Annotated in this window: 27 protein-coding genes; 17 read left to right on the top strand and 10 right to left on the bottom strand. The window is 70.8% G+C overall.

Going from position 1 to position 26,427, the window contains the following annotated elements; genetic code table 11:
- Window positions 1–79 precede the first annotated feature (79 nt).
- On the bottom strand, window positions 80–391 hold the full coding sequence (locus tag ACIRVK_RS02850; RefSeq protein ID WP_404243296.1) for a PLD nuclease N-terminal domain-containing protein: 312 nt from the start codon (window positions 389–391) through the stop codon (window positions 80–82).
- Window positions 392–468: 77 nt separating this feature from the next.
- On the opposite strand from ACIRVK_RS02850, the gene ACIRVK_RS02855 reads away from it, so the two are divergent.
- The 3 genes from ACIRVK_RS02855 to ACIRVK_RS02865 are packed head-to-tail and all read left to right on the top strand — an operon-like array spanning window position 469 to window position 3,439.
- Complete coding sequence (locus ACIRVK_RS02855) at window positions 469–1,923, top strand: menaquinone biosynthesis decarboxylase (RefSeq protein WP_404243298.1); 1,455 nt, start codon at window positions 469–471, stop codon at window positions 1,921–1,923.
- A complete protein-coding gene (gene mqnP, locus ACIRVK_RS02860) occupies window positions 1,920–2,822 on the top strand; it encodes a menaquinone biosynthesis prenyltransferase MqnP (RefSeq protein WP_404243300.1) in 903 nt (300 codons plus the stop codon). Before ACIRVK_RS02855 ends, mqnP begins: the two co-directional genes overlap by 4 nt.
- Window positions 2,823–2,866: 44 nt before the next feature.
- A complete protein-coding gene (locus tag ACIRVK_RS02865) occupies window positions 2,867–3,439 on the top strand; it encodes a Uma2 family endonuclease (protein ID WP_404243302.1) in 573 nt (190 codons plus the stop codon).
- On the opposite strand, the gene ACIRVK_RS02870 is transcribed toward ACIRVK_RS02865, so the two are convergent.
- Entirely contained in the window at window positions 3,430–4,035 is a 606-nt protein-coding gene (locus ACIRVK_RS02870) for a rhomboid family intramembrane serine protease (protein ID WP_404243304.1), read from the bottom strand. The two genes, ACIRVK_RS02865 and ACIRVK_RS02870, sit on opposite strands and share 10 nt — an antisense overlap.
- 92 nt (window positions 4,036–4,127) lie before the next feature.
- On the opposite strand from ACIRVK_RS02870, the gene ACIRVK_RS02875 reads away from it, so the two are divergent.
- The 8 genes from ACIRVK_RS02875 to ACIRVK_RS02910 all read left to right on the top strand — a co-directional run bounded on the left by ACIRVK_RS02875 (window position 4,128) and on the right by ACIRVK_RS02910 (window position 9,608).
- Entirely contained in the window at window positions 4,128–4,814 is a 687-nt protein-coding gene (locus ACIRVK_RS02875; protein WP_404243307.1) for a UbiX family flavin prenyltransferase, read from the top strand.
- A gap of 78 nt (window positions 4,815–4,892) precedes the next feature.
- On the top strand, window positions 4,893–5,348 hold the full coding sequence (locus ACIRVK_RS02880; RefSeq protein WP_404243309.1) for an Lrp/AsnC family transcriptional regulator: 456 nt from the start codon (window positions 4,893–4,895) through the stop codon (window positions 5,346–5,348).
- 88 nt (window positions 5,349–5,436) lie between these two features.
- A complete protein-coding gene (gene mqnE, locus ACIRVK_RS02885; RefSeq protein WP_404243310.1) occupies window positions 5,437–6,600 on the top strand; it encodes an aminofutalosine synthase MqnE in 1,164 nt (387 codons plus the stop codon).
- Window positions 6,601–6,624: 24 nt separating this feature from the next.
- Window positions 6,625–7,272 (top strand): UdgX family uracil-DNA binding protein, encoded by a 648-nt coding sequence (locus ACIRVK_RS02890; protein WP_404243313.1) that lies wholly within the window; start codon window positions 6,625–6,627, stop codon window positions 7,270–7,272.
- Between the two features lie 16 nt (window positions 7,273–7,288).
- On the top strand, window positions 7,289–7,813 hold the full coding sequence (locus tag ACIRVK_RS02895) for a GNAT family N-acetyltransferase (protein ID WP_404243315.1): 525 nt from the start codon (window positions 7,289–7,291) through the stop codon (window positions 7,811–7,813).
- 324 nt (window positions 7,814–8,137) lie between these two features.
- On the top strand, window positions 8,138–8,446 hold the full coding sequence (locus ACIRVK_RS02900) for a DUF4229 domain-containing protein (RefSeq protein WP_404243317.1): 309 nt from the start codon (window positions 8,138–8,140) through the stop codon (window positions 8,444–8,446).
- 50 nt (window positions 8,447–8,496) lie between these two features.
- Window positions 8,497–9,156 (top strand): TetR/AcrR family transcriptional regulator, encoded by a 660-nt coding sequence (locus ACIRVK_RS02905; RefSeq protein WP_404243318.1) that lies wholly within the window; start codon window positions 8,497–8,499, stop codon window positions 9,154–9,156.
- Between the two features lie 98 nt (window positions 9,157–9,254).
- The gene (locus ACIRVK_RS02910; protein ID WP_404243320.1) at window positions 9,255–9,608 is read left to right on the top strand and encodes a hypothetical protein; all 354 of its coding nucleotides are present in this window, start codon (window positions 9,255–9,257) and stop codon (window positions 9,606–9,608) included.
- A gap of 19 nt (window positions 9,609–9,627) precedes the next feature.
- On the opposite strand, the gene ACIRVK_RS02915 is transcribed toward ACIRVK_RS02910, so the two are convergent.
- Window positions 9,628–10,464, bottom strand: coding sequence for a MaoC family dehydratase (locus ACIRVK_RS02915; protein WP_404243894.1), 837 nt, complete (start codon window positions 10,462–10,464; stop codon window positions 9,628–9,630).
- Window positions 10,464–11,780 carry a 3-oxoacyl-ACP reductase gene (locus ACIRVK_RS02920; protein WP_404243322.1) on the bottom strand — a complete coding sequence of 439 codons (1,317 nt, stop codon included), beginning with the start codon at window positions 11,778–11,780 and terminating at the stop codon, window positions 10,464–10,466. The genes ACIRVK_RS02915 and ACIRVK_RS02920 overlap by 1 nt, the downstream gene beginning before the upstream one ends.
- A 267-nt stretch (window positions 11,781–12,047) precedes the next feature.
- Here ACIRVK_RS02920 and ACIRVK_RS02925 point away from each other — a divergent pair, with 267 nt between their 5' ends.
- The 3 genes from ACIRVK_RS02925 (at window position 12,048) to ACIRVK_RS02935 (ending at window position 18,652) form a co-directional block, all read left to right on the top strand.
- Entirely contained in the window at window positions 12,048–13,988 is a 1,941-nt protein-coding gene (locus tag ACIRVK_RS02925; protein WP_404243324.1) for an AMP-dependent synthetase/ligase, read from the top strand.
- Between the two features lie 266 nt (window positions 13,989–14,254).
- The gene (locus ACIRVK_RS02930) at window positions 14,255–16,171 is read left to right on the top strand and encodes an AMP-dependent synthetase/ligase (RefSeq protein WP_404243326.1); all 1,917 of its coding nucleotides are present in this window, start codon (window positions 14,255–14,257) and stop codon (window positions 16,169–16,171) included.
- A gap of 150 nt (window positions 16,172–16,321) precedes the next feature.
- Window positions 16,322–18,652, top strand: a complete 2,331-nt coding sequence (locus ACIRVK_RS02935; protein WP_404243328.1) for an MFS transporter — start codon at window positions 16,322–16,324, stop codon at window positions 18,650–18,652.
- A gap of 106 nt (window positions 18,653–18,758) precedes the next feature.
- On the opposite strand, the gene ACIRVK_RS02940 is transcribed toward ACIRVK_RS02935, so the two are convergent.
- From ACIRVK_RS02940 to ACIRVK_RS02955, 4 genes are all read right to left on the bottom strand, one after another.
- Window positions 18,759–19,595, bottom strand: coding sequence for a YceI family protein (locus ACIRVK_RS02940; RefSeq protein WP_404243330.1), 837 nt, complete (start codon window positions 19,593–19,595; stop codon window positions 18,759–18,761).
- A gap of 31 nt (window positions 19,596–19,626) precedes the next feature.
- On the bottom strand, window positions 19,627–20,217 hold the full coding sequence (locus ACIRVK_RS02945) for a TetR/AcrR family transcriptional regulator (protein WP_404243332.1): 591 nt from the start codon (window positions 20,215–20,217) through the stop codon (window positions 19,627–19,629).
- A 96-nt stretch (window positions 20,218–20,313) separates the two neighbouring features.
- Window positions 20,314–20,508, bottom strand: a complete 195-nt coding sequence (locus ACIRVK_RS02950; protein WP_404243334.1) for a DUF397 domain-containing protein — start codon at window positions 20,506–20,508, stop codon at window positions 20,314–20,316.
- Window positions 20,505–21,359: a helix-turn-helix transcriptional regulator gene (locus ACIRVK_RS02955; protein ID WP_404243336.1), complete on the bottom strand. Its 855-nt coding sequence runs from the start codon at window positions 21,357–21,359 to the stop codon at window positions 20,505–20,507. Before ACIRVK_RS02955 ends, ACIRVK_RS02950 begins: the two co-directional genes overlap by 4 nt.
- Before the next feature lie 115 nt (window positions 21,360–21,474).
- On the opposite strand from ACIRVK_RS02955, the gene ACIRVK_RS02960 reads away from it, so the two are divergent.
- Window positions 21,475–21,963: an ATP-binding protein gene (locus ACIRVK_RS02960; RefSeq protein WP_404243338.1), complete on the top strand. Its 489-nt coding sequence runs from the start codon at window positions 21,475–21,477 to the stop codon at window positions 21,961–21,963.
- Here the strand turns inward: ACIRVK_RS02960 and ACIRVK_RS02965 are convergent.
- Window positions 21,890–22,795: a LysR family transcriptional regulator gene (locus ACIRVK_RS02965; protein WP_404243340.1), complete on the bottom strand. Its 906-nt coding sequence runs from the start codon at window positions 22,793–22,795 to the stop codon at window positions 21,890–21,892. The two genes, ACIRVK_RS02960 and ACIRVK_RS02965, sit on opposite strands and share 74 nt — an antisense overlap.
- Window positions 22,796–23,002: 207 nt before the next feature.
- Here ACIRVK_RS02965 and ACIRVK_RS02970 point away from each other — a divergent pair, with 207 nt between their 5' ends.
- The gene (locus tag ACIRVK_RS02970; RefSeq protein WP_404243896.1) at window positions 23,003–23,524 is read left to right on the top strand and encodes a DUF6817 domain-containing protein; all 522 of its coding nucleotides are present in this window, start codon (window positions 23,003–23,005) and stop codon (window positions 23,522–23,524) included.
- A 63-nt stretch (window positions 23,525–23,587) separates the two neighbouring features.
- Window positions 23,588–25,366 (top strand): 3-oxosteroid 1-dehydrogenase, encoded by a 1,779-nt coding sequence (gene kstD / locus ACIRVK_RS02975; protein WP_404243342.1) that lies wholly within the window; start codon window positions 23,588–23,590, stop codon window positions 25,364–25,366.
- On the opposite strand, the gene ACIRVK_RS02980 is transcribed toward kstD, so the two are convergent.
- Window positions 25,363–26,046, bottom strand: a complete 684-nt coding sequence (locus ACIRVK_RS02980) for a class I SAM-dependent methyltransferase (RefSeq protein WP_404243344.1) — start codon at window positions 26,044–26,046, stop codon at window positions 25,363–25,365. The genes kstD and ACIRVK_RS02980 overlap by 4 nt on opposite strands.
- Between the last annotated feature and the right edge of the window lie 381 nt (window positions 26,047–26,427).

Raw genomic sequence — 26,427 nt, forward strand, 5'->3', positions numbered from 1 at the left:
GTTCCGGCCGGTCCGGGCACAGGGGCGCACTGTCCGCTTCGGCGGGGTCACCGACGTACACCTTGTACGGCGCGCCCCCTCAGTCCTTGTTGCGGTCCGTGTCCTTGTCGCCCTTGGGGTCGTCCAGGGACTTCAGGAAGTCGGGGTTGTCGTCCGGCGCGACCCAGCGCCGCGAGGCGGCGGGGCCCGCGGACCGGACGCCGGCCGTCCGGGCCCTTCCGGCGATCAGCCAGGCCACCGGCCCCACCAGCACCTCGCCGAACAGCAGGATCACGATCACCCAGGCCACCTTGGGCAGTCCGCGCACCTCCTCCTCGGGGGTGTTCAGACAGTCCACGAAGGCGTAGATCCACAGGGCCAGCACCAGCAGGAACGGCAGATACCTCAGCATGCTCGCGTGCTCTCCCAGCGGTGGTGAGTCGGCCCCGGTGACGGGGCCAGGGTAGCGGGTGGCCGATACTGGGACCCATGGCTTACGACGATCTTCGCTCCCTGCTCAGGGCCCTGGAACGCGAGGGCGACCTCAAGCGCGTCAAGGTCGAGGTCGACCCGTATCTGGAGGTCGGGGAGATCGTCGACCGGGTGCAGAAGTCCGGCGGACCGGCGCTGCTCTTCGAGAACGTGAAGGGCTCTGCGATGCCCCTCGCGATGAACGTCTTCGGCACCGACCGGCGGCTGCTGAAGGCGCTCGGACTGAAGTCGTACGCGGAGATCAGCGAGAAGATCGGCGGGCTGCTGCGGCCCGAACTGCCGCACGGGTTCGTGGGCGTGCGGGAGGCCTTCGGCAAGCTCGGCTCGATGACCCACGTACCGCCGAAGAAGGTGAAGGACGCCCCCGTCCAGGAGGTCGTCCTGACCGGGGACGACGTCGACCTCGACCGGCTGCCCGCGCTGTTCACCTGGCCGAAGGACGGCGGCTCCTTCTTCAACCTGGGGCTGACCCACACCAAGGACCCGGAGACCGGCATCCGCAACCTGGGCCTGTACCGGCTGCAGCGCCACGACAAGCGCACGATCGGCATGCACTGGCAGATCCACAAGGACAGCCGCAACCACTACCAGGTGGCGGCCCGGCGCGGCGAGCGGCTGCCGGTCGCGATCGCCTTCGGCTGCCCGCCCGCGGTGACGTACGCCTCCACCGCGCCGCTGCCCGGTGACATCGACGAGTACCTCTTCGCCGGGTTCATCGCGGGCAAGCGGATCGAGATGGTGGACTGCAAGACCGTGCCGCTGCAGGTGCCGGCACAGGCGGAGGTCGTGATCGAGGGCTGGCTTGAGCCGGGCGAGATGCTGCCCGAGGGCCCCTTCGGCGACCACACCGGCTTCTACACCCCGCAGGAACCCTTCCCCGCGCTGACCATCGACTGCGTGACGATGCGCAGGCGGCCGCTGCTCCAGTCGATCGTCGTGGGGCGCCCCCCGACGGAGGACGGACCCCTCGGCCGTGCGACGGAACGCTTCTTCCTGCCCCTGCTGAAGATCATCGTCCCGGACATCGTGGACTACCACCTGCCCGAGGCCGGCGGCTTCCACAACTGCGCGATCGTCTCCATCGACAAGAAGTACCCGAAGCACGCCCAGAAGGTGATGCACGCCATCTGGGGGGCACACATGATGTCCCTGACGAAGCTGATCGTGGTCGTGGACTCCGACTGCGACGTCCACGACCTGCACGAGGTCGCGTGGCGGGCGCTCGGCAACACCGACTACGCCCGTGACCTCAGCGTCGTCGAAGGCCCCGTCGACCATCTCGACCACGCCTCCTACCAGCAGTTCTGGGGCGGCAAGGCCGGGATCGACGCGACGAGGAAGTGGCCCGAGGAGGGCTACACGCGCGACGGCGGCTGGCCCGACATGGTCCTGTCCGACCCGGATACGGCGGCGAAGGTCGACCGCCGCTGGAAGGAGTACGGCCTTTCATGAGCAGTGCCTCCGCCGCGATCCCGCAGCCGGGACGCACCAAGGCGTTCCTGCGCCTGGTGATGATCGAGCACTCCGTGTTCGCCCTGCCCTTCGCCTACATCGCCGCCCTCACCGCGATGTTCGAGTGGGACAAGGACATCCACTGGGGGCGGCTGCTCCTGGTCACCGTCTGCATGGTGGGCCTGCGGACCTTCGCGATGGCCGTGAACCGGATCATCGACCGGGAGATCGACGCCCGTAACCCGCGCACCGCGCACCGCGAACTGGTGACGGGCGCGATGTCCGTGAAGCACGCCTGGACGGGCGCCCTCATCGCGGTCGTCGTCTTCCTCGGCTCGGCGGCCCTGCTCAACCCGCTCTGCCTGGCGCTCGCGCCGGTGGCCGTCATCCCCATGGTCGTCTACCCGTACGGCAAGCGGTTCACGAACTTCCCGCAGGCCATCCTGGGCATCGCCCAGGCCATGGGCCCGATCGGCGGCTGGCTCGCGATCAGCGGCGAGTGGAACTGGCACGCCGTGATCCTCGGCCTCGCCGTGGGCATCTGGATCGGCGGCTTCGACCTGATCTACGCCTGCCAGGACGTGGAGACCGACCGCGAGATCGGCGTCCTGTCGGTGCCGGCCCGCTTCGGCATCCCGGCGGCGATCTGGGGCGCGCGGGTCTGCCACCTGCTGACGATGTCCCTCCTCGTCTGGTACGCCGTGGTGACCGACGCCGGCGGGTTCTTCTGGGTCGGCCTGATGATCGTCGCGGCGGCCTTCGTCTACGAGCACTCGATCGTGCGGCCCCACGACCTGTCCCGCCTCAACAGGGCGTTCTTCAGCGTCAACGGGTTCATCGGGATTGCCCTGTTCGTGTGTGCGCTGCTGGATCTTCTGGTTCGGGGTCTGACCGTGTAGTTACGGTGCGGCCTACCATCGAGTGCAGAGAGAGGGAGGCTGACGTGACCGTCTCGGACAGCGACCGCCTGCACTCGCAGCTCGCCCGGTACGAGGACATGTTCCGCGGATACCGGATGGAGATTGTCGAGGGCAACATCGTGATGAGTCCGCTCAGGCCGTTCCACAACGAGACCATCGTGCGGCTGTGGACCCAATTGGAAGCTCAGCTCGGCCAGGAGTGGGCCTTCATCAGCGATGTCGCGATCCCGTTCAGCGAGGACTTCGAGTTCTGCCCTGGCCTCGCTCTCATCCCCGCGGCCGAGAAGAACCGCAATCTCACCGCCTACGCGCCTGACCTGATCGAGCTCGCCATCGAGGTCGTTTCGCCGTCCAGTGTCCGCAACGACTACGAGGTCAAGAACAAGCAGTACGCGGCGCGAGGCATCCCGAACTACCTGATCTTCGATCCCATGAAGGGACATCTCGTCACGCTCTGGAACCCCGGTCCGGACGGCTATCTGGGACGCGACACCTATCCCTACGGGGGCAAGGCCACGGTGGAGACCAAGCTCGGACGGCTGGCCATCGACACCGACCGCCTTCCCGTGGATCCGGAATCGCGCCCTCAGCCCTGAATCGCCCGGACCTCCGCGGGCCGGCGGCGGAACCAGAACGCCGTCGCCACCCCCGTCGCCAGGCCTATCAGGTGGGCCTGCCAGCTGACGCCCGTCTGCAGGGGCGAGAGGCCGAGCAGGATCGACGTGCCCCAGACCGCGCCGATCAGCAGGCCCACCACCACGCCCAGCGGCCGACGCTCCACGAACCCGCTGACCAGGAGGAAGCCGAACAGCCCGAAGATCAGGCCGGAGGCGCCCGCCGTGTTGGTGTGATCCGGCGCTACGAGCCACACACCGAACCCGTCGGCCACGATGATCACGAGGCACAGGACGGCGAAACGGCGCAGCCCGCCCAGCGCCGCGAGGAACCCCATGACCAGCAGCGGCACGCTGTTGGCGGCCACATGGGCGAAGCCGAAGTGGATGAACGCGGCCGGGACGATGTCGACCAGTTCGGAGGCCCGGCGCGGCATGATGCCGAGACTGTCCAGCGCGTGGCCGCTGACCACGTCGACCACTTCCAGCAGCCACAGCAGGGCGACCCAGCCCACCACCAGCTTCGCCGCGGCCTTCGCACGGTCGCCCCGCGACCAAGCGGGCTCCGAACCCGACATGTCGTCCCCCAACGATTCGTCCGACCCCTACGGACAACGGCCGAGCCCCCTCGACCGGTTCCCACCCCACGGCGCCGGATAGGCTCGGTGTCGTGAACCCAGTCAAGCCAGGAGAGACGCCGCGTACGCCTTGGATCGTAGGGGTGTCCGGCGCTTCCGGCACGCCATATGCCGCGTCGGTGCTGCGGGCACTCCTCGACGCCGGTGAGAGCGTGGACCTGGTCGTCAGCCGGGCCTCCCGGCTCACCCTGATGGACGAGACGGGGATCTCGTTCCGTGACGCGCACTGGCAGCACGACCTGCGGGAATGGCTCGGCCGGGGGGCCGACGGCAAGCCCGCCGTCTTCGAGGCGGACATCAGCGGGGTGCGGTACTGGCCCGCCGGGGACCTCGCGGCCGGGCCGTCCTCGGGGTCGTACCCCAGCAAGGGGATGCTGATCGTGCCCGCCTCGACCGCCTGCGTCGCCGGTGTCGCGCTCGGTCTGTCGAAGGATCTGCTCCAGCGCGCGGCGAGCGTCACCCTCAAGGAGCGCCGGCCGCTGGTGGTGGCCGTACGGGAGACCCCCTTGAACGGCCAGACCCTGCGCCATCTCGTCGCCCTCGACGACGCGGGCGCGACCGTGGTGCCCGCGTCGCCCGCCTTCTACGCGGGCGCCACCCACATCCAGGACCTGGTGGACTTCGTCGCCGGGCGGGTGCTGGACGCGGCGGGCGTCGAGCACACCCTGTACCGGCGCTGGGCGGGCGAGCTGGGCGGCGGGAGCGCCGGCGGCCGGTAGCGCGAGCCAACGGCAACCGCCGGTACTGCGCAGTACCTCTCATCACTCGGGAACTCTTCAGCGGAAGGCATCGATCGCATGGACGCGGTGGACAGGCAGCTCATCCAGGCCCTGAGGGAGAACGGCCGGGCCTCCTACGCGGAGCTGGGGCGCCTCGTCGGTCTGTCGGGGCCCAGCGTCACCGACCGCATCAACCGGCTGGAGGCGGCCGGCGTCATCACCGGCTACCGCGCCACCGTCGACGCGGCCTCGCTCGGCCTCGGCGTCACCGCACTGATCGGCATCTCCCTCTCCGACGCGGCCGACCACGAGGACGTCGCCCACCGGATGAAGGAGCTCAGCGAGATCGAGGACTGCTGGTTCATCGCCGGCGACGACTCCTTCATGCTCAAGGTGCGGGCGAACGACGTGGATGGCCTGGAGAAGATCATCCGGCGGCTCAGCGGGACGAAGGGGGTGTCCCGGACCCGTACCACGATCGTGCTGTCCACGAAGTGGGAGAACCGGGTCGGGGACCTACCGGAACAGGCGTAGGCCGCAGGCCGTGTGGGGGTCCCCCCGCCCGAAGGGTGGGGGAGTACGGTTGGGCGAGTTGTCGCGGAAGTCGTGGAAAGGGTGTGGCATGGACGTCGGGCTCAAGCGCGAGCTGGAGGAGAAGGTCCGCTCCGGTGAGCGGCTGTCCCGCGAGGACGGCATCGCGCTGTACGAGTCGGACGACCTGGCGTGGCTCGGCGGCCTCGCCCACGAGGTGCGCACGCGCAAGAACGGCGACGTCGTGCACTTCAACGTCAACCGGCACCTCAACATGACGAACGTGTGCACCGCGTCCTGTGCCTACTGCTCCTTCCAGCGCAAGCCGGGCGAGAAGGACGCGTACACGATGCGCATCGAGGAGGCCGTGAAGCTCGCCAAGGCGATGGAGGGCGAGAACCTCACCGAGCTGCACATCGTCAACGGCCTGCACCCGAACCTGCCCTGGCGCTACTACCCGCGCTCGCTGCGCGAGCTGAAGGCGGCACTCCCGAACGTCTCGCTGAAGGCGTTCACGGCGACGGAGATCCACCACTTCGAGACGATCAGCGGGCTGAGCGCGAGCGAGATCCTGGACGAGCTCATCGACGCGGGCCTGGAGTCGCTGACCGGCGGCGGCGCGGAGATCTTCGACTGGGAGGTCCGCCAGCACATCGTGGACCACCGCACCCACTGGGAGGACTGGTCCCGCATCCACCGCCTGGCGCACGAGAAGGGTCTGAAGACCCCGTGCACCATGCTGTACGGCCACATCGAGGAGCCGCGCCACCGCGTCGACCACGTGCTGCGGCTGCGTGAGCTGCAGGACGAGACCGGCGGTTTCCAGGTCTTCATCCCGCTGCGCTACCAGCACGACTTCGTGGACATGAAGGACGGCAAGATCCGCAACCGGCTGCAGGCGCGGACGCAGATGGCGACGGGGGCGGAGGCGCTGAAGACCTTCGCCGTGTCGCGGCTGCTGTTCGACAACGTGCCGCACGTCAAGGTCTTCTGGGTGATGCACGGTGTGCAGACGGCGCAGCTGGCGCTTCAGCACGGTGCGGACGACATGGACGGGTCGGTCGTGGAATACAAGATCACTCACGACGCCGACAACTATGGGACGCCGAACAAGTTGACCCGCGAGGATCTGCTGGACCTCATCCGGGATGCGGGGTTCCGGCCGGTGGAGCGGAATACTCGGTACGAGATCATCCGCGAGTACGACGGGCCGGACCCGGCGCGTCGGGAGGCCCCGCAGCCTATGAGGGTCTGAAGCCTAGGTGGGTACTCGCGGCGTATGGCTGTGAAGGCGCCCGAGGATGCGTATACCGCGGAGCCCTTTGTGCCCGAGCGGGGTGGGCTTGCGGCCCTGCGTAAGGCGGCCGCCGATTGTCGTGGCTGTCCCCTGCACCGTGCCGCCACCCAGACCGTCTTCGGTGAAGGGGATGCCCACGCGCGCGTGATGCTCGTGGGCGAACAACCCGGCGACCAGGAGGACCGGCAGGGGAAGCCCTTCGTCGGGCCTGCCGGGAAGTTGCTCGACCGGGCTCTCGCGGACGCCGGGATCGATCCGGGGGACGCCTACGTCACCAACGCGGTCAAGCACTTCAAGTTCTCCCAGGTCGAACCCCGTAAGCGGCGTATTCACAAGGCGCCCACGCTGCGGGAGATGACGGCGTGCGGGCCGTGGCTGGCGGCCGAGTTGGCCGTCGTGGAGCCGGAGCTGATCGTGATCCTCGGGGCCACCGCGGGCAAGGCGCTGCTCGGGTCGGGGTTCCGGGTGACGCAGGTGCGCGGGACGGTGCTGGAGGAGGAGATCCACGGGCGCCGGGAGCGGCTGGTGCCCACGGTTCATCCCTCGTCCGTTCTGCGCTCGGACGATCGGGAGTCGGCCTATCAGGGGCTCGTCTCGGATCTGCAAGTGGCGGCGCGCGTGCTGGCGTAAGGGCTACGATGCCCTGGTGTCACTTACCTTCACTCTCGACCCCGCCATCACCCCCGACCTGCGCGACGGCATCCTCGACCTGTGGACGGACGTGTCCAACGCGGGCGGTTCCGTCGGCTTCGTGCCGCCCGTGACGCCGGAGGTGGTCCGGCCGGAGCTGGTCAAGCACATGGTCGCGATGGCGGAGGGGCGCACCCGGCTCCTCGTCGGGCACGACGAGGACGGGCGGGTCGCCGCGACGGCCTTCCTCGCCCTCAACACCCACCGGCTGATGACGCACTGGCTGTGGCTGTACACGGTGATGGTGCATCCCCGGCACCAGGGCAAGGGGTACGGGCGTGACCTGCTGGCCGCCGCGGAGGAGTCGGCGCGCGGTATCGACGGCATCGAGGCGATCCGGCTCACCTGCCGCGGCGGCCTCGGGCTGGAGCGGTTCTACGGCTCCTGCGGCTACAAGGAGGTCGGGCGCGTCCCCGGCGCGATCCGTGTGGCGCCCGGCGACGACCGCGACGACGTGATCATGCTGCTGCCGTTGCGCTAGGGCCTGTTGCGAAAGTGGCGCCTGCCGCGCGACGCCCGGCACGCTCCCCCAAAGGGGGTACCCCCACTCGCCGCACCGCCCGAAAGCCCGAGTACGCCCGGTCCATCAACGGCGTCTTCCGGCCGGCACGCCGAGACCACGCTCCCCCACGCTCGAACCACTCGCGCGAGGGGACCCCCATGACGCCGCGCGGCCGCCCTCCGGGCGACGACGCCGCTTTCGCAACAGGCCCTCGCCCCCGCCCGCAAGATCGGGTGCCGGACGTGCTTCACTGGACGGTGCCCTTTGGGAATGTTCGTACCGTTGACGGAAGAGTGGATTGAGATGCTCCGCTACACGCTGATGCGCCTCGGGATCTTCGCGGGCTGCTTCGTGGTCGTCTGGGGTCTCGTCTACACCGGCATCGTCCCGCGCGGCTTCGGCGCCTCCAACGGCATGTGGATGGTCCTGCTCGCCCTGGTGATCTCGGCCCCCATCAGCTTCGTCGTCCTGCGCAAGGAGCGGGACCGGGCCTCGGTGAAGGTCGTCGAGCGGGTCGACCGGATGAAGGCCAGTTTCGAGGCGAACGCGGCCCAGGAGGACGACGTGGACGACGCGGCCCGTTCCCAGGGACAGGCCCCCCAGACCTCGTAAGCCCGTCACGCGGGGTTTGCACACGCTTGGTCCCAACTACTCTGTGCAGCATGGGTGCCGTGAAGACCAAGCGGATGCCGCGGGCGGTGCGGGAGCAACAGATGCTGGACGCCGCCGTGCGCACCTTCGGGCAGCGTGGGTACATGGCCGCGTCGATGGACGAGATCGCCGAACTGGCGGGCGTGTCCAAACCGTTGGTCTACCTGTACCTGAACTCGAAGGAAGACCTGTTCACCACGTGCATCCGGCGTGAGGCGAAGGCGCTCACGGAGGCGGTGCGGGCCGGAGTGCGTCCCGAGCTGCCCGCCGACCGGCAACTGTGGGAAGGGCTGCGGGCGTTCTTCACGCACACCGCGCAGAACCCGGACGGCTGGTCGGTGCTGCACCTCCAGGCGCGGACGCACGGCGAGCCCTTCGCGGCCGAGGTCGCGGCGATGCGGGAGGAACTCGTCGCGTTCGTCACGCAGTTGATCGTGGTCGCCGCGCGGGAGGCGCACCGGGACCCCGACCTGGCGGAGGGCGAGGTCGCCGGGCTCGCGGAGGCGCTCGTCGGCGCCGCCGAGTCCCTCGCCGCCTGGGCCAACGCCACGCCCGGCGTCACCGCGCGCCAGGCGGCGGCCACGCTGATGAACTTCTCCTGGGCCGGGCTCGGCAACCTCATGGACGGACGCCCCTGGTCGGCCCCGCAGGAGGCGGAGCAGTCCCGCTGACGGGTCCGCTCACCGCCGGCTGCCCATGACAACGGTCATCCCGATCGCCGGACGCCGGACACTGGGGGAACGGATCCCTCCGCCCGTACCTTCATGCCATGACGAAGACCAGTGGCGCGGACCCGCGGAAGACCGACATCAAGGTGAGCCTCATCGGCGGTCACCGCCTCAAGGGCGAGACCCTGCACGAGCGCACCCTCACCGCCTCCCTGATCGGCGGTGCCGACATCGACCTCACCGACATCGACATCCCGGACGGTGCCGAGCTGCGCGTCACCAAGCTGAGCCTGATCGGCGGCGTCAGCCTCAAGGTCCGCCCCGACGTCCGCGTCGAGGTGCACGGCATCCGTCTCGGCGGCGTGCAGGACGACGGCCCCACCGAACCCGGCGGCCCGACGGTCCGTATCGACGCGTGGGGCCTGATCGGCGGGGTCAGCGTCCGCCGCGGCTGAGTCGGCGGGCGGTGGTCCGCTAACGCAGCGGATCCACGCAACCGCTCATGTGGAGGCGGTCGCCGCTGCCGCGCAGCTCGAACCGGCCGCCGTCCTCCGCGTACGTCACCGTTCCCGGGAGCAGGACCGGTGCCCGGAACTCGGCCCGCATCAGGACCGCGTCCGGTGCGCCGTGCGCGGCGAGGCAGCGGGCCACCGTCCACATGCCGTGCGCGATGGCGCGCGGGAAGCCGAACAGGCGGGCGGTGAGGGGGTGCAGGTGGATGGGGTTGCGGTCGCCGGACGCGGCGCCGTACCGCCGCCCGACGTCCCCGGCCAGCCGCCACTCGGCTACGGCGGGCAGCGGCGTGGGGGCGGCCCGGTCGGCGGACGGCTCGGCGTTCGTGCGGTGTCGTGCCAGATAGGTGCTGCGCGACTCCCACACGACGTCTCCGTCGGACCGCAGCTCGGTGATCACCGAGGCCTCGGTGCCCCGCCGGTGCGGCTCCAGGCCGCCGACGTACACGGCGAGTTCGTACCCGCCGGTGGCCGCGAGCGAGCGGCGCCGGGTGATGTCGATGGACGTGTGGACGAGGCCGAGCAGCGGCAGCGGGAAGCCGCGGTCGCTCATCAGCCGCATGGCCAGCGGGAAGCCCAGGACGTGCGGATAGGTCAGGGGCAGCGCGTCGTCGCCCGTCGCGAAGCCGCACACCCGCTCGTAGGCGGCCAGCCGTGCGAGGTCGACGCGCAGGCCGGGCAGGACCAGGCGGGTGCGCGGGAACTCCGCGTCGGGGCTCGGTCGTTTGAAGGGGGACAGGAGGGCGCCCCGGGCGAGCAGGGGCGGCAGGGAGGGGGAGCCGGTGAGGACGAGGGACATCACGCCCCCAGCAGGCTCTGGCCGCATACGCGGACGACCTGACCGTTGACCGCGCCCGACGCCGGGTGCGCGAGCCAGGCGGTGGTCTCGGCGACGTCGGCCGGCAGCCCGCCCTGCGCGAGGGAGTTCATCCGCCGCCCCGCCTCCCGGATGAACAGCGGGATGGCGGCCGTCATCCGCGTCTCGATGAACCCCGGCGCGACCGCGTTCACGGTCACCCCGTGCTCGGCGAGCGCGCGCGGCGCGAGCGAGCGGACCAGGCCGACGACGCCGGCCTTGCTGGCGCCGTAGTTGGTCTGTCCCGCGTTGCCCGCGAGGCCCGCGATGGAGGCGGTGGCGAGGATCCGGCCACCCCGTCTCAGCGTGCCCGCGTCGAGGAGCGCGTCCGTCGTGCGCAGCACGCTCGCCAGGTTCACGTCGAGCACCGAACTCCAGCGCTCGGCGGGCATGTTGACCAGCCGTCGGTCCCGGGTGATCCCGGCGTTGTGCACCAGCACGTCCAGCCCGTCGGGCAGGGCGGCGGCGATCCGCGCGCCGGCGTCGGGCGCGGTGATGTCGAGCGTGAGCGCGCTTCCGCCGAGCCGTTCGGCCACGCGCCGGGCGTCCTCCTCGGCCTGCGGCACGTCCAGTACGACGACATGGGCCCCGTCCCGCGCCAACGTCTCGGCGACGGCCTCGCCGATCCCGCGCGCCCCACCGGTGACCAGAGCCGTACGGCCGGCCAGGGGCAGGTCCCCGTCGGCGGTGACCTCCGCACCCGTATCCGCATCCACCCCCGCGCCCACGACGATCACCTGACCGCTGACGTACGCCGACTTGGGGGAGAGGAGGAAGCGCAGGGTGGACTCCGCGGCGGGCGGGTCGGTCAGGCGGACCAGGTTCACGGTCCGGCCGCCCCCGATCTCCTTGCCGAGCGAGCGCACCAGCCCCTCGAGCGCCTGCTGGGCGGCGGCCTGGTGGTGGTCGGCCGGGGCGAGCGGCGCGCCCAGGACGACGACCCGGCCACTGCGCGCGACCGACCCCACGACCGGGTGCAGCGCCGCGTGCACCTCGGCGAGCGTCTCGACGTCCCGTACACCGGTCGCGTCCAGGATGACGGCGGCGGGCGCGTCGGCGCTCTTGGGCAGGCCCGTGCGGGCGAGGACGGGGGAGAGGTCGAGGTCCGTCTTGCCCGCGGTGAGGTGGAGCAGGCCGCCGACGAGCGCGGGGCGCTGTGGCGACCAGCGGTGCAGGGGCGCCGGCTGCGGGAGCCCGAGCCGGCGGGTCAGGAAACGGCCGGGCGCGGTGCCGACGAAGCGCAGATAGCGGTCGGCCATGTCCCAACTCCCCACACGCGGTTCTTCTTACTCTGGAGTCAGGTTACCCGAGGTAAGGCCAGGTCAGGAAATGAAAAACGTTCAACATACCGCCCGGTAGGGTGTTTTCGGCAGGAAAAGCCGCGAGCTTGCACATCCCCGACGCACGCCCGACGCCGGACCACCTCGCCACCCTCACCGGATCATCACGCGGGCGCCGTACGATCTCCTCCCCTGACCTGCGGCGACTCCCCCGCAGGGCAACTCCTTGAACGTCTGGAGTCGCCCGTGTCCACCTCGCACCCGCCCGCCGACCTGGTGGTCCACTCCACGGCGTACGACGGCACCCCCGTTCTCGTGGAGCCCGCGATCCGGCGCCTGGACGGGGAGATACGGGAGGTCTCGGTGCCGCCCTTCGTCCCGCCGGTGCGGCACGGCTCGCTCGCCGACCTCCCCTTCGACAACGCCCGCATCGCGCCCGACGACAAGGTCCTCAGTCGCCGTACCGAGGCGGGCCGCTGGGCGGACGTGACGGCATCGGAGTTCGCCGACGAGGTGCTGGCGACGGCGAAGGGACTGATCGCGACCGGTCTCGCGCCGGGGGACCGGGTCGCCGTTATGGCGCGGACGATCTACGAGTGGACGCTCCTCGACTTCGCCGCCTGGGCCTGCGGCCTGGTCACCGTCCCGATCTATCCGACCTCCTCGCTCTTCCAGACCCGGTGGATCCTTCAGGACTCCGGCGCGGTCGCTCTGGTGACGGAGACCTCGGCCCAGGCGGCAGCCCTCGGCCCGGAACTGGACCGCGTGCCCGACCTGCGGCACCTGTGGGTGATCGAGAAGGGCCACGTCGAGCGCCTGGCGGAGCACGGCGCCCAGGTGCCGGAGCAGGAGGTGGCCGTACGGCGCGGGATGCTCGGCCCCGGCACCCTCGCCACCGTCGTCTACACCTCCGGCACCACCGGCCGCCCCAAGGGCTGCGCGATCACCCACGGCAACTTCTTCGCCGAGGTCGACAACGCGATCGAACTCCTCTACCCGGTCTTCCGCTCCCGGACGAGCGAAGAGGCGTCGATCCTGCACTTCCTGCCGATGTCGCACATCTTCGGCCGCATGGTCGCCGTCGCCTGCATCCGCGCCCGGGTACGCCTCGGACACGCGCCCAGCCTGAAGTCGGAGGAACTCCTCCCCGACCTCGCGAGCTTCCGGCCGACCTGCCTCGTCGCCATCCCGTACATGCTGGAGAAGGTGTTCAACGTGGCCCGCGCGCGGGCCGAGAGCGGCGGCCGGGTGACCGCCTTCGACCGCGCGGTGGGCGTCGCCTGCCGCTACGGCGAGGCACGCGAGGCCCGCCAGTCCGGCACGGGCCCCGGCCCGGGCGCCGCGCTGAAGGCGGCCCGCGCCTTCTACGACCCGCTGGTCTACCGCCGTATCCGCAACGCCATGGGCGGCCGCGTCCGTTACATGATCTGCGGCGGCTCCCCGCTGGGCCGCCGGCTCGCCTCCTTCTACGCCGGCGCGGGCATCGAGATCTACGAGGGCTACGGCCTCACCGAGACCACCGGCGCGGCCACCGTCTCCCCGCCGCTCAAACCCCGCCTGGGCACGGTGGGTTGGCCGCTGCCCGGCACGAAGGTGCGCATCGCCGCCGACGGCGAGGTCCTGCTGGCCGGCGGCCACGTCCTGCGCGGCTACTGGGACCCGAACGCGGGCGGTGTCGTCCCGGCGACCACCGACGGCTGGCTGGCCACCGGCGACATCGGCCGGCTGGACGAGGACGGCTACCTCCACATCACGGGCCGCAAGAAGGAGATGCTGATCACCGCGGGCGGAAAGAGCGTCGCCCCGGCCCCGCTCGAGAACTGGCTGCGCCAACACCCCCTGATCTCCCAGGTCATGGTCGTCGGCGACCGCCGACCCTACGTCGCCGCCCTCGTCACCCTCGACATGGAGGGCGTCGACCACTGGCGCCGCATGAACGGCAAACACCCCGTCCCCGCGGAACTCCTCCTGGACGACGCCGACTTGCGTCAGGTCCTCCAACGAGCGATCGACGAGGCGAACAAACTGGTCTCCCGCCCGGAATCCATCCGCCGCTTCACGGTCCTGCCGACCGACTTCACGGAGGAGGCGGGCCACTTGACCCCGTCGATGAAGCTACGCCGCGAGGCGATCAGTGAGGAGTTCGCCACGGAGATAGAGCACTTGTACGCCCCATACGGCGCGTAAGCGCCGTACCTAGGGGCGCGGGGCTGTGACATGTGCGGCTCCGCCGCGTGGGCGCGACCAGCCCCCACGGCGCCGGCCCGAACGACACCCCCACCCGCCCCCCGCACCAACATTCCCGAATCATCACGAACTCGCCATGCATGGGACGTATGCTGCCAGCCGTAACCCGCGGTAACATCCCAGCCGCACACCGCCGGTGAACAACTCGGTACGCACCGCACGTACCACTGCAGAGCGGAACCGAGCTGCACGCCCCAGGAGCTGCCATGTCCGAGACCGTGCCCTACCCCTCCGCGTCCGACTACGACGGCAGGCCCCAACTGGTCGAGCCGGAGATACGTCGGCTGGACGGCGAGGTGCGCGAGACGTCGGTGCCGCCGCTCATCCCGCCGCCCACCCACGGCTCGCTCGCCGACCTGCCGTTCGAGAACGCCGACGCGGCACCCGACGCCCGCGTCCTCAGCCGCCGCACGGAGGACGGCGACTGGACGGACGTCACCGCGGCGGAGTTCGCCCAGCAGGTGCTGGGCCTGGCCAAGGGGCTGATCTCGGAGGGGCTGGTCCCCGGCGACCGGATCGCCGTCATGGCACGGACGATCTACGAGTGGACGCTCCTGGACTTCGCCGCTTGGGCGGCCGGCCTGGTCACCGTCCCCATCTATCCGACCTCCTCGGTGTACCAGACCCGGTGGATCCTCCAGGACTCCGGCGCGGTCGCCCTGGTGACGGAGCACGCGACGCAGGCGGCGGCCCTCGGCCCGGAGTTGAGTCACCTGCCCGACCTGCGGCACATGTGGATCGTCGAGAAGGGGCACCTCGACCGGCTCGCCGAACTCGGGCAGCCGGTCCCCGACCAGGAGGTCGGCGTGCGGCGCGGGATGCTCGTGCCGGACACCCTCGCCACCATCATCTACACCTCGGGCACCACCGGCCGCCCCAAGGGCTGCGTCCTCACCCACGGCAACTTCCTGGCCGAGGTGGGCAACGCCATCGAACTCCTCTACCCGATCTTCAAGTCGAAGGCGGACGACCCCGCCACCCTGCTCTTCCTGCCGATGTCGCACGTCTTCGGCCGCATGGTGGCGATCGCCTGCATCCACGCCCGGGTCCGCCTGGGGCACGCGCCGAGCCTGCAGGCGGACGACCTCCTCGCCGACCTCGCCGCCTTCCGCCCGACCTTCCTCCTGGTCATCCCGTACATGCTGGAGAAGGTCTACAACAACGCCCGCGCCACGGCGGAGAGCAGCGGGCGGGTCGCGATCTTCGACCGCGCCTCGAACGTCGCCGTCCGCCACGCCGAGGCGACCGACGCCCGCCACGCGGGCACCGGCTCCGGCCCGAGCACGGCGCTGAAGGCCGCCCGCGCCTTCTACGACCCGCTGGTCTACCGCCGTATACGCAATGCCATGGGCGGCAGGATCCGGCACATCATCTCCGGCGGCTCCCCGCTCGGCCGGCGCCTCGCCGCCTTCTACGCGGGCGCGGGGCTCGAGATCTACGAGGGGTACGGCCTCACTGAGTCCACGGCCGCCGCGACCGTCACCCCGCCGCTCAGGCCCCGCCTGGACACGGTCGGCTGGCCGCTGCCCGGCATGAAGGTGCGCATCGCCGCCGACGGCGAGATCCTGCTCAGCGGCGGTCAGATCTTCCGCGGCTACTGGGACCCGCACGGCGGCGGGGTGGTCCCCGCCCACACGGACGGCTGGTTCCCGACCGGCGACATCGGCCGCCTGGACGACGAGGGTTATCTGACCATCACCGGCCGCAAGAAGGAGATCCTGATCACCGCGGGCGGCAAGAACATGGCCCCGGCCCCGCTGGAGAACTGGCTGCGCCAGCATCCGCTGATCTCCCAGGTCATGGTGGTGGGCGACCGCCGCCCCTACATCGCGGCGCTCATCACCCTCGACATGGACGGCCTCGGCCACTGGCGCCGGATGAACGGCAAGCACCCGGTCCCGGCGGAACTCCTGGTCGACGACGAGGAGTTGAGGGCGGTCCTGCAACGGGCGGTCGACGAGGCCAACAAGCTGGTGTCGCGGCCGGAGTCGATCCGGCGGTTCGTGATCCTGCCCCGCGACCTCACCGAGGCGGAGGGGCATCTCACGCCGTCGATGAAGCTGCGCAGGGAAGTCGTCCTGCGTGACTTCGAGGCCGAGGTCGAGAGCCTCTACGAGCGGTGAACCACCGCGTGTGACGTGTCTCACAGTCCGTGTGAAGCTAACGAAACGTTTGCGTTTCGTTGGTCTGGTGGCCTACGTTGGCATGGTTAGCTGTACGAAACCGTTTCGGACCGATGTGCTGAGCAACCAGCCCCATGAGGGAGTACCACCTTGGAAGCCATCCCGGTCGCCACCGTCCAGGACGTGCCGGCGGGCCAGACCCAAGCGCCGTCGAAACACCGCTGGTGGGCGCTGGCCGTGATCGGCCTCGCCCAACTCATGGTCGTGCTCGACGCCACGATCGTGAACATCGCACTGCCCTCCGCCCAGACGGACCTGGGCTTCGACAACAACGGCCGGCAGTGGATCGTCACCGCCTACTCGCTGGCCTTCGGCAGTCTGCTGCTGCTCGGCGGCCGGCTCGCCGACCTCTTCGGCCGCAAGACCACGTTCATCGTCGGCATCGTCGGCTTCGCCGCCGCCTCCGCACTCGGCGGCGCCGCCAACGGCTTCACCATGCTGGTCATCGCCCGCGCGGTGCAGGGCCTGTTCGGCGCCCTGCTCGCCCCGGCGGCCCTCTCGCTGCTGACGACGACGTTCACCGAGGCGAAGGAACGCGCCCGGGCCTTCGGCATATTCGGCGCCATCGCCGGCTCCGGCGCGGCCGTCGGGCTGGTCCTCGGCGGTCTGCTCACCGAGTACCTGAACTGGCGCTGGACGCTGTACGTCAACGACGTCATCGCCGTCCCCGCGCTGATCGGCGCGATCGTCCTCATCGGCCGCTCCGTCCCCGCCGAGCGGCCCAAGCTGGACATCCTCGGTGCCATCCTGGTCTCCGCCGGTCTGTTCGGCGTGGTCTACGGCTTCGCCAACGCGGAGACGCACCACTGGGGCAACTGGATGACCTGGGGCTTCCTGGCCGCGGGCGGGGTCCTGCTGGCGGCGTTCTTCCTCTGGCAGACCCGGGCCAAGCACCCGGTGCTGCCGCTGCGCGTCCTGGCCGACCGCGACCGCGCCGCCGCCCTGTCGACCATCCTCATCTCGTCGGCCGGCATGTTCGGCGTCTTCCTCTTCCTGACCTACTACCTCCAGGCGACGCTGGGCTACTCGCCGGTGAAGAACGGCGTGGCGTTCCTGCCGATGGTGGGCGCGCTCATGGTGTTCGCGCAGCTGGCCACCAACTGGCTGGTCCCGAAGATCGGCCCCAAGATCGTCGTACCCGCCGGCCTGCTGGTGGCCGCGGGCGGCATGGTCTGGCTGACCCGCCTGGACCTGCACAGCGGCTACGCGGCGCACGTCCTCGGCCCGCTGCTGCTGCTCGGTGCGGGCCTCGGCATGTCGATGCCCGCCGCGATGAGCTTCGCGACCCTGGGCGTGCAGGCGAGCGACCAGGGCGTGGCCTCGGCGGCCGTCAACACCACGCAGCAGGTGGGCGGCGCGATCAGCACCGCGCTGCTGAACACCCTGGCCGCCACCGCCGCCACCAACTACGCCAGGGACCACCTGACCGACCCCTTGGTCAAGGCGAAGGCGGCGCTGCACAGCTACGAGGTGGCCTACTGGTGGTCGGCGGCCTTCTTCGCCGCCGCCGTGATCATCACCGTGCTGCTGTTCCGGGCGAAGAAGCGGACGGGCGAGTCGGTCGCGGAGGCCGGGGCTCCGGTCGAGGCGACGGCTCCGGACGCGTCGCCTGCCACCACGGCACCGCTTCCGGCCGCCACCACGGCCGCGCTTCCCGCCGCCGGTACGGCGGTCCTGCGGGGCCAGGTCCGCGACGGTACGGGCGCCCCCGTACCCCGCACCGCGATCACGCTGCTCGACCACTCGGGCCGCCAGCTGGCCCGGGCCGTCTCCGGTGCGGACGGCACGTACGCCGTGGACACCGACGAGCGGGGGAGCCTCGTCCTCATCGGCGCGGCGCCCGGCTACCAGCCACAGGTCGCCACGCTGACCCTCAACGGCACGCCGGTCTCCCACGACCTGGTGGTCCTGCCCAGCCCCGGCGGCCTGGCCGGCACGGTGCGCGGCGGGAACGGCGAGGCGCTGCCCGGCGCCCTGGTGGTCGCCACCGACCACCACGGTGACGTGACGGCCTCCACCGCCACCGGCACGGACGGCGACTACCGCATCGGTGACCTCGTCCCCGGCGAGTACACGCTCAGCGTCAGCGCTCCCGGCCACCGTCCGGCGGCCGTACCCGCCACCGTCTCGGCGGACACCACGCGCTGCGACATCGAGCTGTCCGTCGCGGCGACCCTGCGCGGCAGGGTGCACACGCCCGACGGGCGCGCCCTGGACGACGCCCGGGTCACGCTCATCGACGCGGCGGGCAACGTCATCGGGACCCGCACCACGAGCGTGGACGGCAGCTACGCCTTCACGGACCTCTCCAGTGAGCAGTACACGGTGATCGCCAGCGGCTACCCGCCGGTGGCCACGCAGGTCACGGTGGACGGCAGCCACGGAGGTGTCGACATCCAGCTGGGACACAAGGAGTCCTAGCCCGACCGGCCCCCAGGCCCCATGGCCCCCCATGCGGCAGCGTCCGCCCCCGGATCTCCCGGGTGGCGGACGCTGCCGTATCCGGCGTCGTATCCGGCTCGTGGTGTCAGCCGAGGGAGGGCAGTTGCTCGCCCTGCACCGCCTGGATGTCCAGCTCCACGCGCAGGGTGGCGCCGATGGCCGCGATGCCGGCCTGGACGACCTGGTTGTAGTTCATGGCGAAGTCCTCGCGCCGCAGTTCGGTGGTGGCGCGGAAGGAGGCCCGCACACCGCCCCACGGGTCAGGGCCGGTGCCCAGGTAGGCCAGGTCCAGATCGACGGTCCGGGCCACGCCGTGCAGGGACAGCTCGCCGTGCACGGTCCAGCGGGTCGCCCCGGCCTGGGTGAGGCCCGTGCTGCGGTACGTGATCTTCGGGTGGACGTCCACGTCGAGGAAGTCCGCGGACCGCAGATGGCCATCGCGCATGCCGTTGCCGGTGTCGATCGAGGCGGCCTCGATGACCGCCTCCACGCTCGACGCCAGCGGATCCTCCGCGACCTCGATCCGCCCCCCGAACTCCTTGAACCGCCCGTGCACACTGGTCAGCCCGAGATGCTGGGCCACCGCGCTCACACTGGAGTGCGCCGGGTCGATGGTCCACGGCCCCGGCGGCGGAAGCTCCACGCCCCCGGCGCGGGCCAGCACGAGCGAACCGAGGTCGGCGCCGCCGGAGGCGGTCACGATGGCGGTCGCGGCGACGGGGGCGTAGCCGACTGCGGTGACGATGACGGTGTACGTGCCGGGCGCGAGGGCGTCCGTGGCGACGAGCCCGTCCGGCGTCGCCTCCTGCCGGACCGCCTGCTGCCCGGTCATGTCGGTGACGGTCAGTACGGCGTGCGGGACCGCCCAGCCGTCCTTGGTACGGATCCGGGCCCGCAGGCCGCCTGTCGGGGTGGTGGTCATGGTTGTGCTGCCTCTCCAAGTGCCAAGGCGGTCAGGCGGCGAGGACGGGGAGGAGCACGGCGTCGACGTACCCGCGCAGGAACTCCCGCGTCGGCGGAAGGTTCTCGAGCAGCCCGCGGGCGACGATCGCGCCGACCATCATGTGCAGCACATGGTCGAGCGCGGGGTTGTCCGCCCGGATCTCGCCGCGGTCGACGGCCCGCCGCATGATCCGCCGGAACTCCTCCGACTCCGGTTCGACGATCCGCTCGATGAACACGCGCCGCAGATCGGGGTGGTGGTGCATCGCCATCGCCAGACCGCGCATCAGCGACGAGGTCTCCTCCATGCTGGACTCGTTGTCGTGAGCCAGCAGGGCGTCGAGGTCGCCCCGCAGCGATCCGGTGTCCAGATCCACGGCGCTCGTGGCCTTGGTGTGGCGCATCGCCTCGACGACCAGTTCGACCTTGCCGCCCCACTGGCGGTAGAGCGTCGCCTTGCTGGTGCGGGTACGGGCGGCCACGGCGTCCATGGTGAGGCCGTCGTAGCCGACCTCACCGAGCAGCTCACGCACGGCCGCGTACAGCTCCGCCGCGCGTTCGGCCGTGAACCGACTGCGCCGCGCCGCCGCGACCTCGGTCACTCCCCCCACCTACCCTAGGTGAACGATACTGTTTCGTACGTCTTCGTACTCCTTCGACCTTACCGCGCATGGCTGCAAAACGAAACAGTTTCGTATCTACTTGTCGGGGTGGGAGGAGGAAAGGAAGGCGACCCAGGCGGCGGGGGAGAGGGTGAGCTGGGGGTCGTGTTGGGAGTGGTGCTTGGAGTCGCGGATGTGGACGGTGGTGGGGGTGAGGGCGACTTCGAGGCACTGGCCGCCCTCGCCGTCGCTGTAGCTCGACTTGAACCAGGTCAGCTGCTCTATGGTCATAGCCCTTCCAGCATCTTCTCGATCAGGTCCAGGGACTCGTGCGTGTTCAGCGCCTGCGCCCGGATGATCCCATAGCGTGCAGCGAGGGTGCGTACCTCTTCCCGGTCGGTGATCAGACGTGGATAACCCTGGTTCTCCATGTATGCCACCTGGTCCTTGCCCTTCGGGATGAGCAGGGTGAACGAACCGCCCAGGCTGGGGTGTTCCGTCCGCCCTGTCGGCATCACCTGCACCTGCGCGTTCCGCATGCGCCCGATCCGCAGCAACTGCCGAAGTTGCTCCTCGTGAACCCGGGGACCGCCGATCGGCCGTTCCAGAACCGCCTGTTCCAGCACGAAGGAGAACTCGGGCGGTGGCCACTGCTCGAAGACCCGCTGGCGTGAGAGGCGGTCCGCCACGCGCTTCTCGATGGTCTCCTCGTCCAGCGGCGGATGGCGTTGGGTGAACACGGCCCGGGAGTAGTCCTCGGTCTGCAGCAGTCCGAGCACGCCCATCGTGCTGTAGTCGTACAACGCGACCGCCTCGGCCTCCAGCTTGGCGTACCCCCGATACCACTCGGGATGCCGCGTCCGCGCCCGAGCCATCGCATCCCGCACATCCGGAATCACCTCCCGCAGCAACCCGCCCGCGTCCAGCAACTCGTCCGCCTTCTCCAGGAACTCCGGTTGAGGTGTCCGTACACCCCTCTCCATCGCCGAGATCTGGTCGGGACCGTAGGCCACCAGTTCCCCGAACTCCTTCTGGGTCAGCCCCCGTCGCTCACGCAGCAGCCTGAGCATCTTGCCCAGGGCCGTGAACAACCCCGTCGTCCCATCGGTCTCCGCCGGCGTCTCCGGCCTCCGGTCCTGCACAGCCTCACCCTCCCGCCCGACAACCCGTACTCCGAACGGACCGCACCCGTACAGCTACCCAGCGTCGCCGAGTCGCCCCTGGTCAGGATAGAGACAACCCACCACTCTCAGTGACGTGAACGCCGAAAACTCCACCCCCACCGCCGAACTGGTCCAGCGCCTCAGCGCGACGCCCAGAGGTGCCCGCCTCGCCCGTCACCTCACCGCGCAGCAACTGCACGACTGGGGATTCCCGCACGACAGCGACCTGAACGACACCGCACGGCATGTCGTCGCGGAACTCGCCGCCAACGCCGTCACGCACGGCCGCGTCCCCGGGCGGGACTTCGAGCTGCGGCTGCTGCTCCGGCTCCCGGAGGACACGCTCCGTATCGAGGTGAGCGACGCGCGCGGGGACCGTCAGCTGAGGTTCGCCGCCGCCGACGTGGACGGCGACGGAGGCCGCGGGCTCATCCTCGTCACCCTCCTCGCCACCACCTGGGGCGTCACGCAGCGCACCGTCGGCAAGACCGTCTGGGCCGAACTCGCCCTCAAGGAACCGAAGTCGACGTCCTGCGCCGGCTCTCGACGACCGTGTCCGCGAACGCCCGCGCCGGTGGACTGAGCGCGTCCCAGCGTCGTACGGCCCACCCGACGGCAAGGGGACGCAGGGCGGTGACGGGGATCAGGCGCAGGGCCCCGTCCCCCGGCACCGCGAGCCCCGGCAGCGCGGGGACTACGGCTCGGCCCACCCCCAGCTCGGCCAGCAGCAGTGCCGTGTCCCAGTCGGCGACACTCGTGTCGTATCCGAATCCGATCCCCAACTCGGCGCAAGCGGACTCCAGATGTGCGGCGGACGCCGAGTTCGGGGGAAGGCGGATCAGGCGCACGCCGTCCAGCTCGGCGACGTCGAGGGACGTGCGTCCGGCCCACGCGTCGTCGGCCCGTACCGCCAGCACCCAGGGCAGTTCGACGACCGCCCGCTGCTCGATCCCCCGCACCGGCGGGCCGAGCGTGATCCACGCCAGGTCCAGCGTGCCGTCGGCCAGAGCGTCGAAGCTGCCACGCCCCGAACTGACCGTGCGGAACTCGACGTTGACCTTCGGATAGCGGCGCCGGAACGCCACCACCGCGTCCGACATGAAGTGCCGTACGGTCGTCGCGCCCGTCGCGACACGGACGTAGCCGCTCTCGCCCTCGACGAGGTCCCTCAACTGCCGTACCGCATCGTCCAGTCCGGAGATCCCCTCCGCCGCCGCGGCCTCCAGCACCCGGCCGGCCTGCGTCGGGACGACCCCGCGCGGCTGCCGCTCCAGGAGCGCGACCCCGGTCTCCCGCTCCAGCCGCTTGACGTGCTGGCTCACCGCCGACTGGGTGCACCCCAGGTCACGGGCGACCGCACTGAGGCTCCCGGCCCGGCACACGGCCACGAACACACGAAGGTCGTCGAGGGTCACAACCCCCAAGCTAACACTTGGAGTTGGGCAGAAATCCCAAGGATTGACTCGGTCGAGCACGCGTACGACGATCCTCCGAGGGCCCCACGGGCGGCAACCCGCTCCAGGCGCCGGAGCGGGTGCCGACCCACACGCCGACCCACATGCCGAAGGGACGCCGCCGTGCCCCCGACCGTTCTCACCCCCCGGTACCGCGCCACCGCCCTGATGCGGGACCTGGGCGCCGACCGCCGGCCACACCCCGGAGGCACCCTCCTCGCCCATCTCGACAGGGTGCGCGAACGGCTCGCCGACTGGGGTGCCCGCCCCGCGCTCCAACTCGCGGGGCTCTGTCACGCCGCCTACGGCACCGACGGCTTCCCATCCGCGCTGCTCTCCCTGGACCGGCGGAGCGAACTGGCCGCCGTCATCGGGCCGGAGGCCGAGGAGCTCGTGTATCTCTACGCGAGCTGCGACCGCCGATCCACCTACCCGGACCTGGTGAGGCCGGACGGCCTCTTCCACGACCGCTTCACCGGCCGCACCCACCGCCCGCCCGTCCACCTCCGCCAGGACTTCGCCGAGCTCACCGCCGCCAACGAACTCGACCTCGCCCACCGCAACCGCGACTTTCGCGCCCAGTGGGGCCCCGAACTCCTCGCCCTCTTCAGTCGCTTCCAGCCCCTGCTGACCCAACATGCCTGGCAGGACTGCCTCTCGGTGCTCGGCCCCGGCCGGCACGGCTCTTGACTTCCCAAGACCCCCGCGCCACATTCCGGTCCCCTTGTCCTCGTCCGGTAGGAGGGACCCGACATGTCCACAAGCGCGGACCCCGCACGGCGCAGAGCCCGGCCCACCCGTAGACAGGTGCTCGGTACGACGGCCGGCGCCGGGCTCGCCCTGGCGGTGGGTGCCGGTGGCGCCGAGGCGGCCGATCCGCCCCTCCTCGGCACGTACGACGTCGTCGTCATCGGCTCCGGTGCCGCCGGGATGACCGCCGCCCTCACCGCGGCCAAGCACGGGCTCGCCGTGGTGGTCGTCGAGAAGGCGCCCACCTTCGGCGGCTCGGCCGCCCGTTCCGGGGCCGGGGTGTGGATCCCGAACAACCCCGTGATCCTCGCCGCCGGTGTACCCGACACCCCCGCCAAGGCCGCCGCCTACCTCGCCGCCGTGGTCGGACCGGACGTCCCGGCGGCCCGGCAGCAGGCCTTCCTCGCCCACGGCCCCGACATGATCTCCTTCGTCATGGCCAACAGCCCCCTGCGGTTCCGCTGGATGGAGGGCTACAGCGACTACTACCCCGAGCTGCCCGGCGGCCTCCCCAACGGCCGCTCCGTCGAACCCGACCAGCTCGACGGCAACATCCTCGGCGCCGAACTCGCCCACCTCAACCCGCCCTACATGCAGGTCCCGGCCGGCATGGTCGTCTTCAGCGCCGACTACAAATGGCTCGCCCTCGCCGCCGTCAGCGTCAAGGGCGCCGCCGTCGCCGCCGAATGCCTGGCCCGCGGCACCACGGCCGCCACGCTGGGCCAGAAGCCGCTGACCATGGGCCAGTCCCTGGCCGCCGGGCTGCGCAAGGGCCTGATGGACGCGGGCGTGCCGGTGTGGCTCGGCACACCGCTCACCGACCTGTACGTCGAGAACGGCGCCGTCACGGGCGCGGTCGTGACGAAGAACGGCACCTCCGGCCTCGTACGCGCCCGCCGTGCCGTCGTCGTCGGCTCCGGCGGCTTCGAGCACAACGGCGCCATGCGCGCCCAGTACCAGCGGCAGCCGATCGGGACGGACTGGACGGTCGGCGCGAAGGAGAACACCGGCGACGGCATCCGGGCGGGATCACGGGTCGGCGGCGCGCTCGGCCTGATGGACGACGCCTGGTGGGGGCCCGCCATCCCGCTGCCCGACCAGCCGTACTTCTGCCTCGCCGAGCGCACCCTCCCCGGCGGCCTCCTCGTCAACGCGGCCGGCACGCGCTTCGTCAACGAGGCAGGGCCCTACAGCGACGTCGTCCACACCATGTACCAGCGCAACCCCTCCGACCCCGACATCCCGGCCTGGCTGATCGTCGACCAGAACTACCGCGACCGCTACCTCTTCAAGGACGTCCTCCCCACCTTCGCCTTCCCAGACGACTGGTACAGCTCGGGCGCCGCCCACAAGGCCTGGACCCTCGACGCCCTCGCCGCCTCCGTCGGCGTCCCGGCCGCCGCCCTGCGCGCCACGGTCGACCGCTTCAACTCCCTCGCCGTGAAGGGGACGGACCCGGACTTCCACCGCGGCGACAGCGCCTACGACCACTACTACACGGACCCCTCCGTCCTCCCCGACTCCTGCCTCGCCCCGCTGTGGCTGCCCCCGTACTACGCCTTCCGTATCGTCCCGGGCGACCTGGGCACCAAGGGCGGCCTGGTGACGGACGCCCGGGCACGGGTCCTGCGCGCCGACGGCTCCGCCATCCCCGGCCTGTACGCCGCCGGGAACGCCAGCGCGGCCGTGATGGGTCACAGCTACGCGGGCGCCGGGTCGACGATCGGCCCCGCGATGACGTTCGGCTACATCGCGGCGCTGGACATCGCAGGGGCGCTCTAGGCGGCCGGTGCCGGCTTGCGGGCTATGAGGAAGGCCTGCTGGGACGTCTCGTCGAGGGTGGCGTCCGGCGCCCGTACCGTCTGGGAGAGGAGGGTGAAACCGGCGTCGGTCAACAGCCCGGCCACGGTCTCCGGCCGGCGCCGCTGGAAGGTCAGTGCCACGTCGTGGCCCCACGGGCGGTCGTGGTGGCGGTGCTGGTCTCCCGCCTGGAACGCGACCAGCAGATGACCGCCGGGTGCCAGCACCCGGTGGAACTCGGTGAAGAGGTCGGGCAGCCGGTCCACAGGGGTGTGGATGGACGAGTACCAGGACAACGCGCCCGCCAGCGACCCGTCGGGAAGATCCAGGTCGAGCATCGAGCCCTGCTCGAACCGCAGCCCCGGATTCTCCCGGCGGGCGATCGCCAGCATCGACTCGGACAGGTCGAGCCCGAAGACGTCCAGCCCGAGCCCGGCGAGCCGCCCGGTCGTCCGCCCGGGCCCACACCCCAGGTCGGCCACCGGCCCCTTGCCGTCCACCAGCTCCGCGAACACACCGAGTATCGCCCGCTCCACAGGCCGGCCCACCAGCTCCTCCTCGAACAGGGCGGCGTAGTCCTCGGCGATGGCGTCGTAGAACACCCGCGTATCGATCAGGAACTGGTTCTGGGCGGCCCCGGTGCCGCTCTCGATGTCGGTCATGGTCAAAACCGTAGCGACCCCCACTGACAATCGGCCGGGCCCACGGCTTCCGGCCAAGTCGGCCTATCTGCAATCTGGCGTGTGCATGTTCGACTAAGGTGATCACGCCCTGAGCAGTGGCCAGACCACCACTGAATCGACGGGGCACAACGCGACCGGCTAGGGGACAGCTCCCGTACGCCGAGCCCAACGGGGGGGCCTGTGCATTCGAAACGTGCTGTACCGAAGAGACGACTCGCGTTGTCCCACCGGTCATAGAACAGGTCGCCGAGAGCATCGGGCTCCGACGCGCCCCTGGAGTGCCGCCCGTATCCAGCCCTTGAAGGCTCCAGGGCGCTGACGCACGGCCACCACGCTCATCCCCGTACCCGCGTACCCGCG

The sequence above is a fragment of the Streptomyces sp. NPDC101152 genome (genome assembly GCF_044768275.1).
GTDB lineage: Bacteria > Actinomycetota > Actinomycetes > Streptomycetales > Streptomycetaceae > Streptomyces.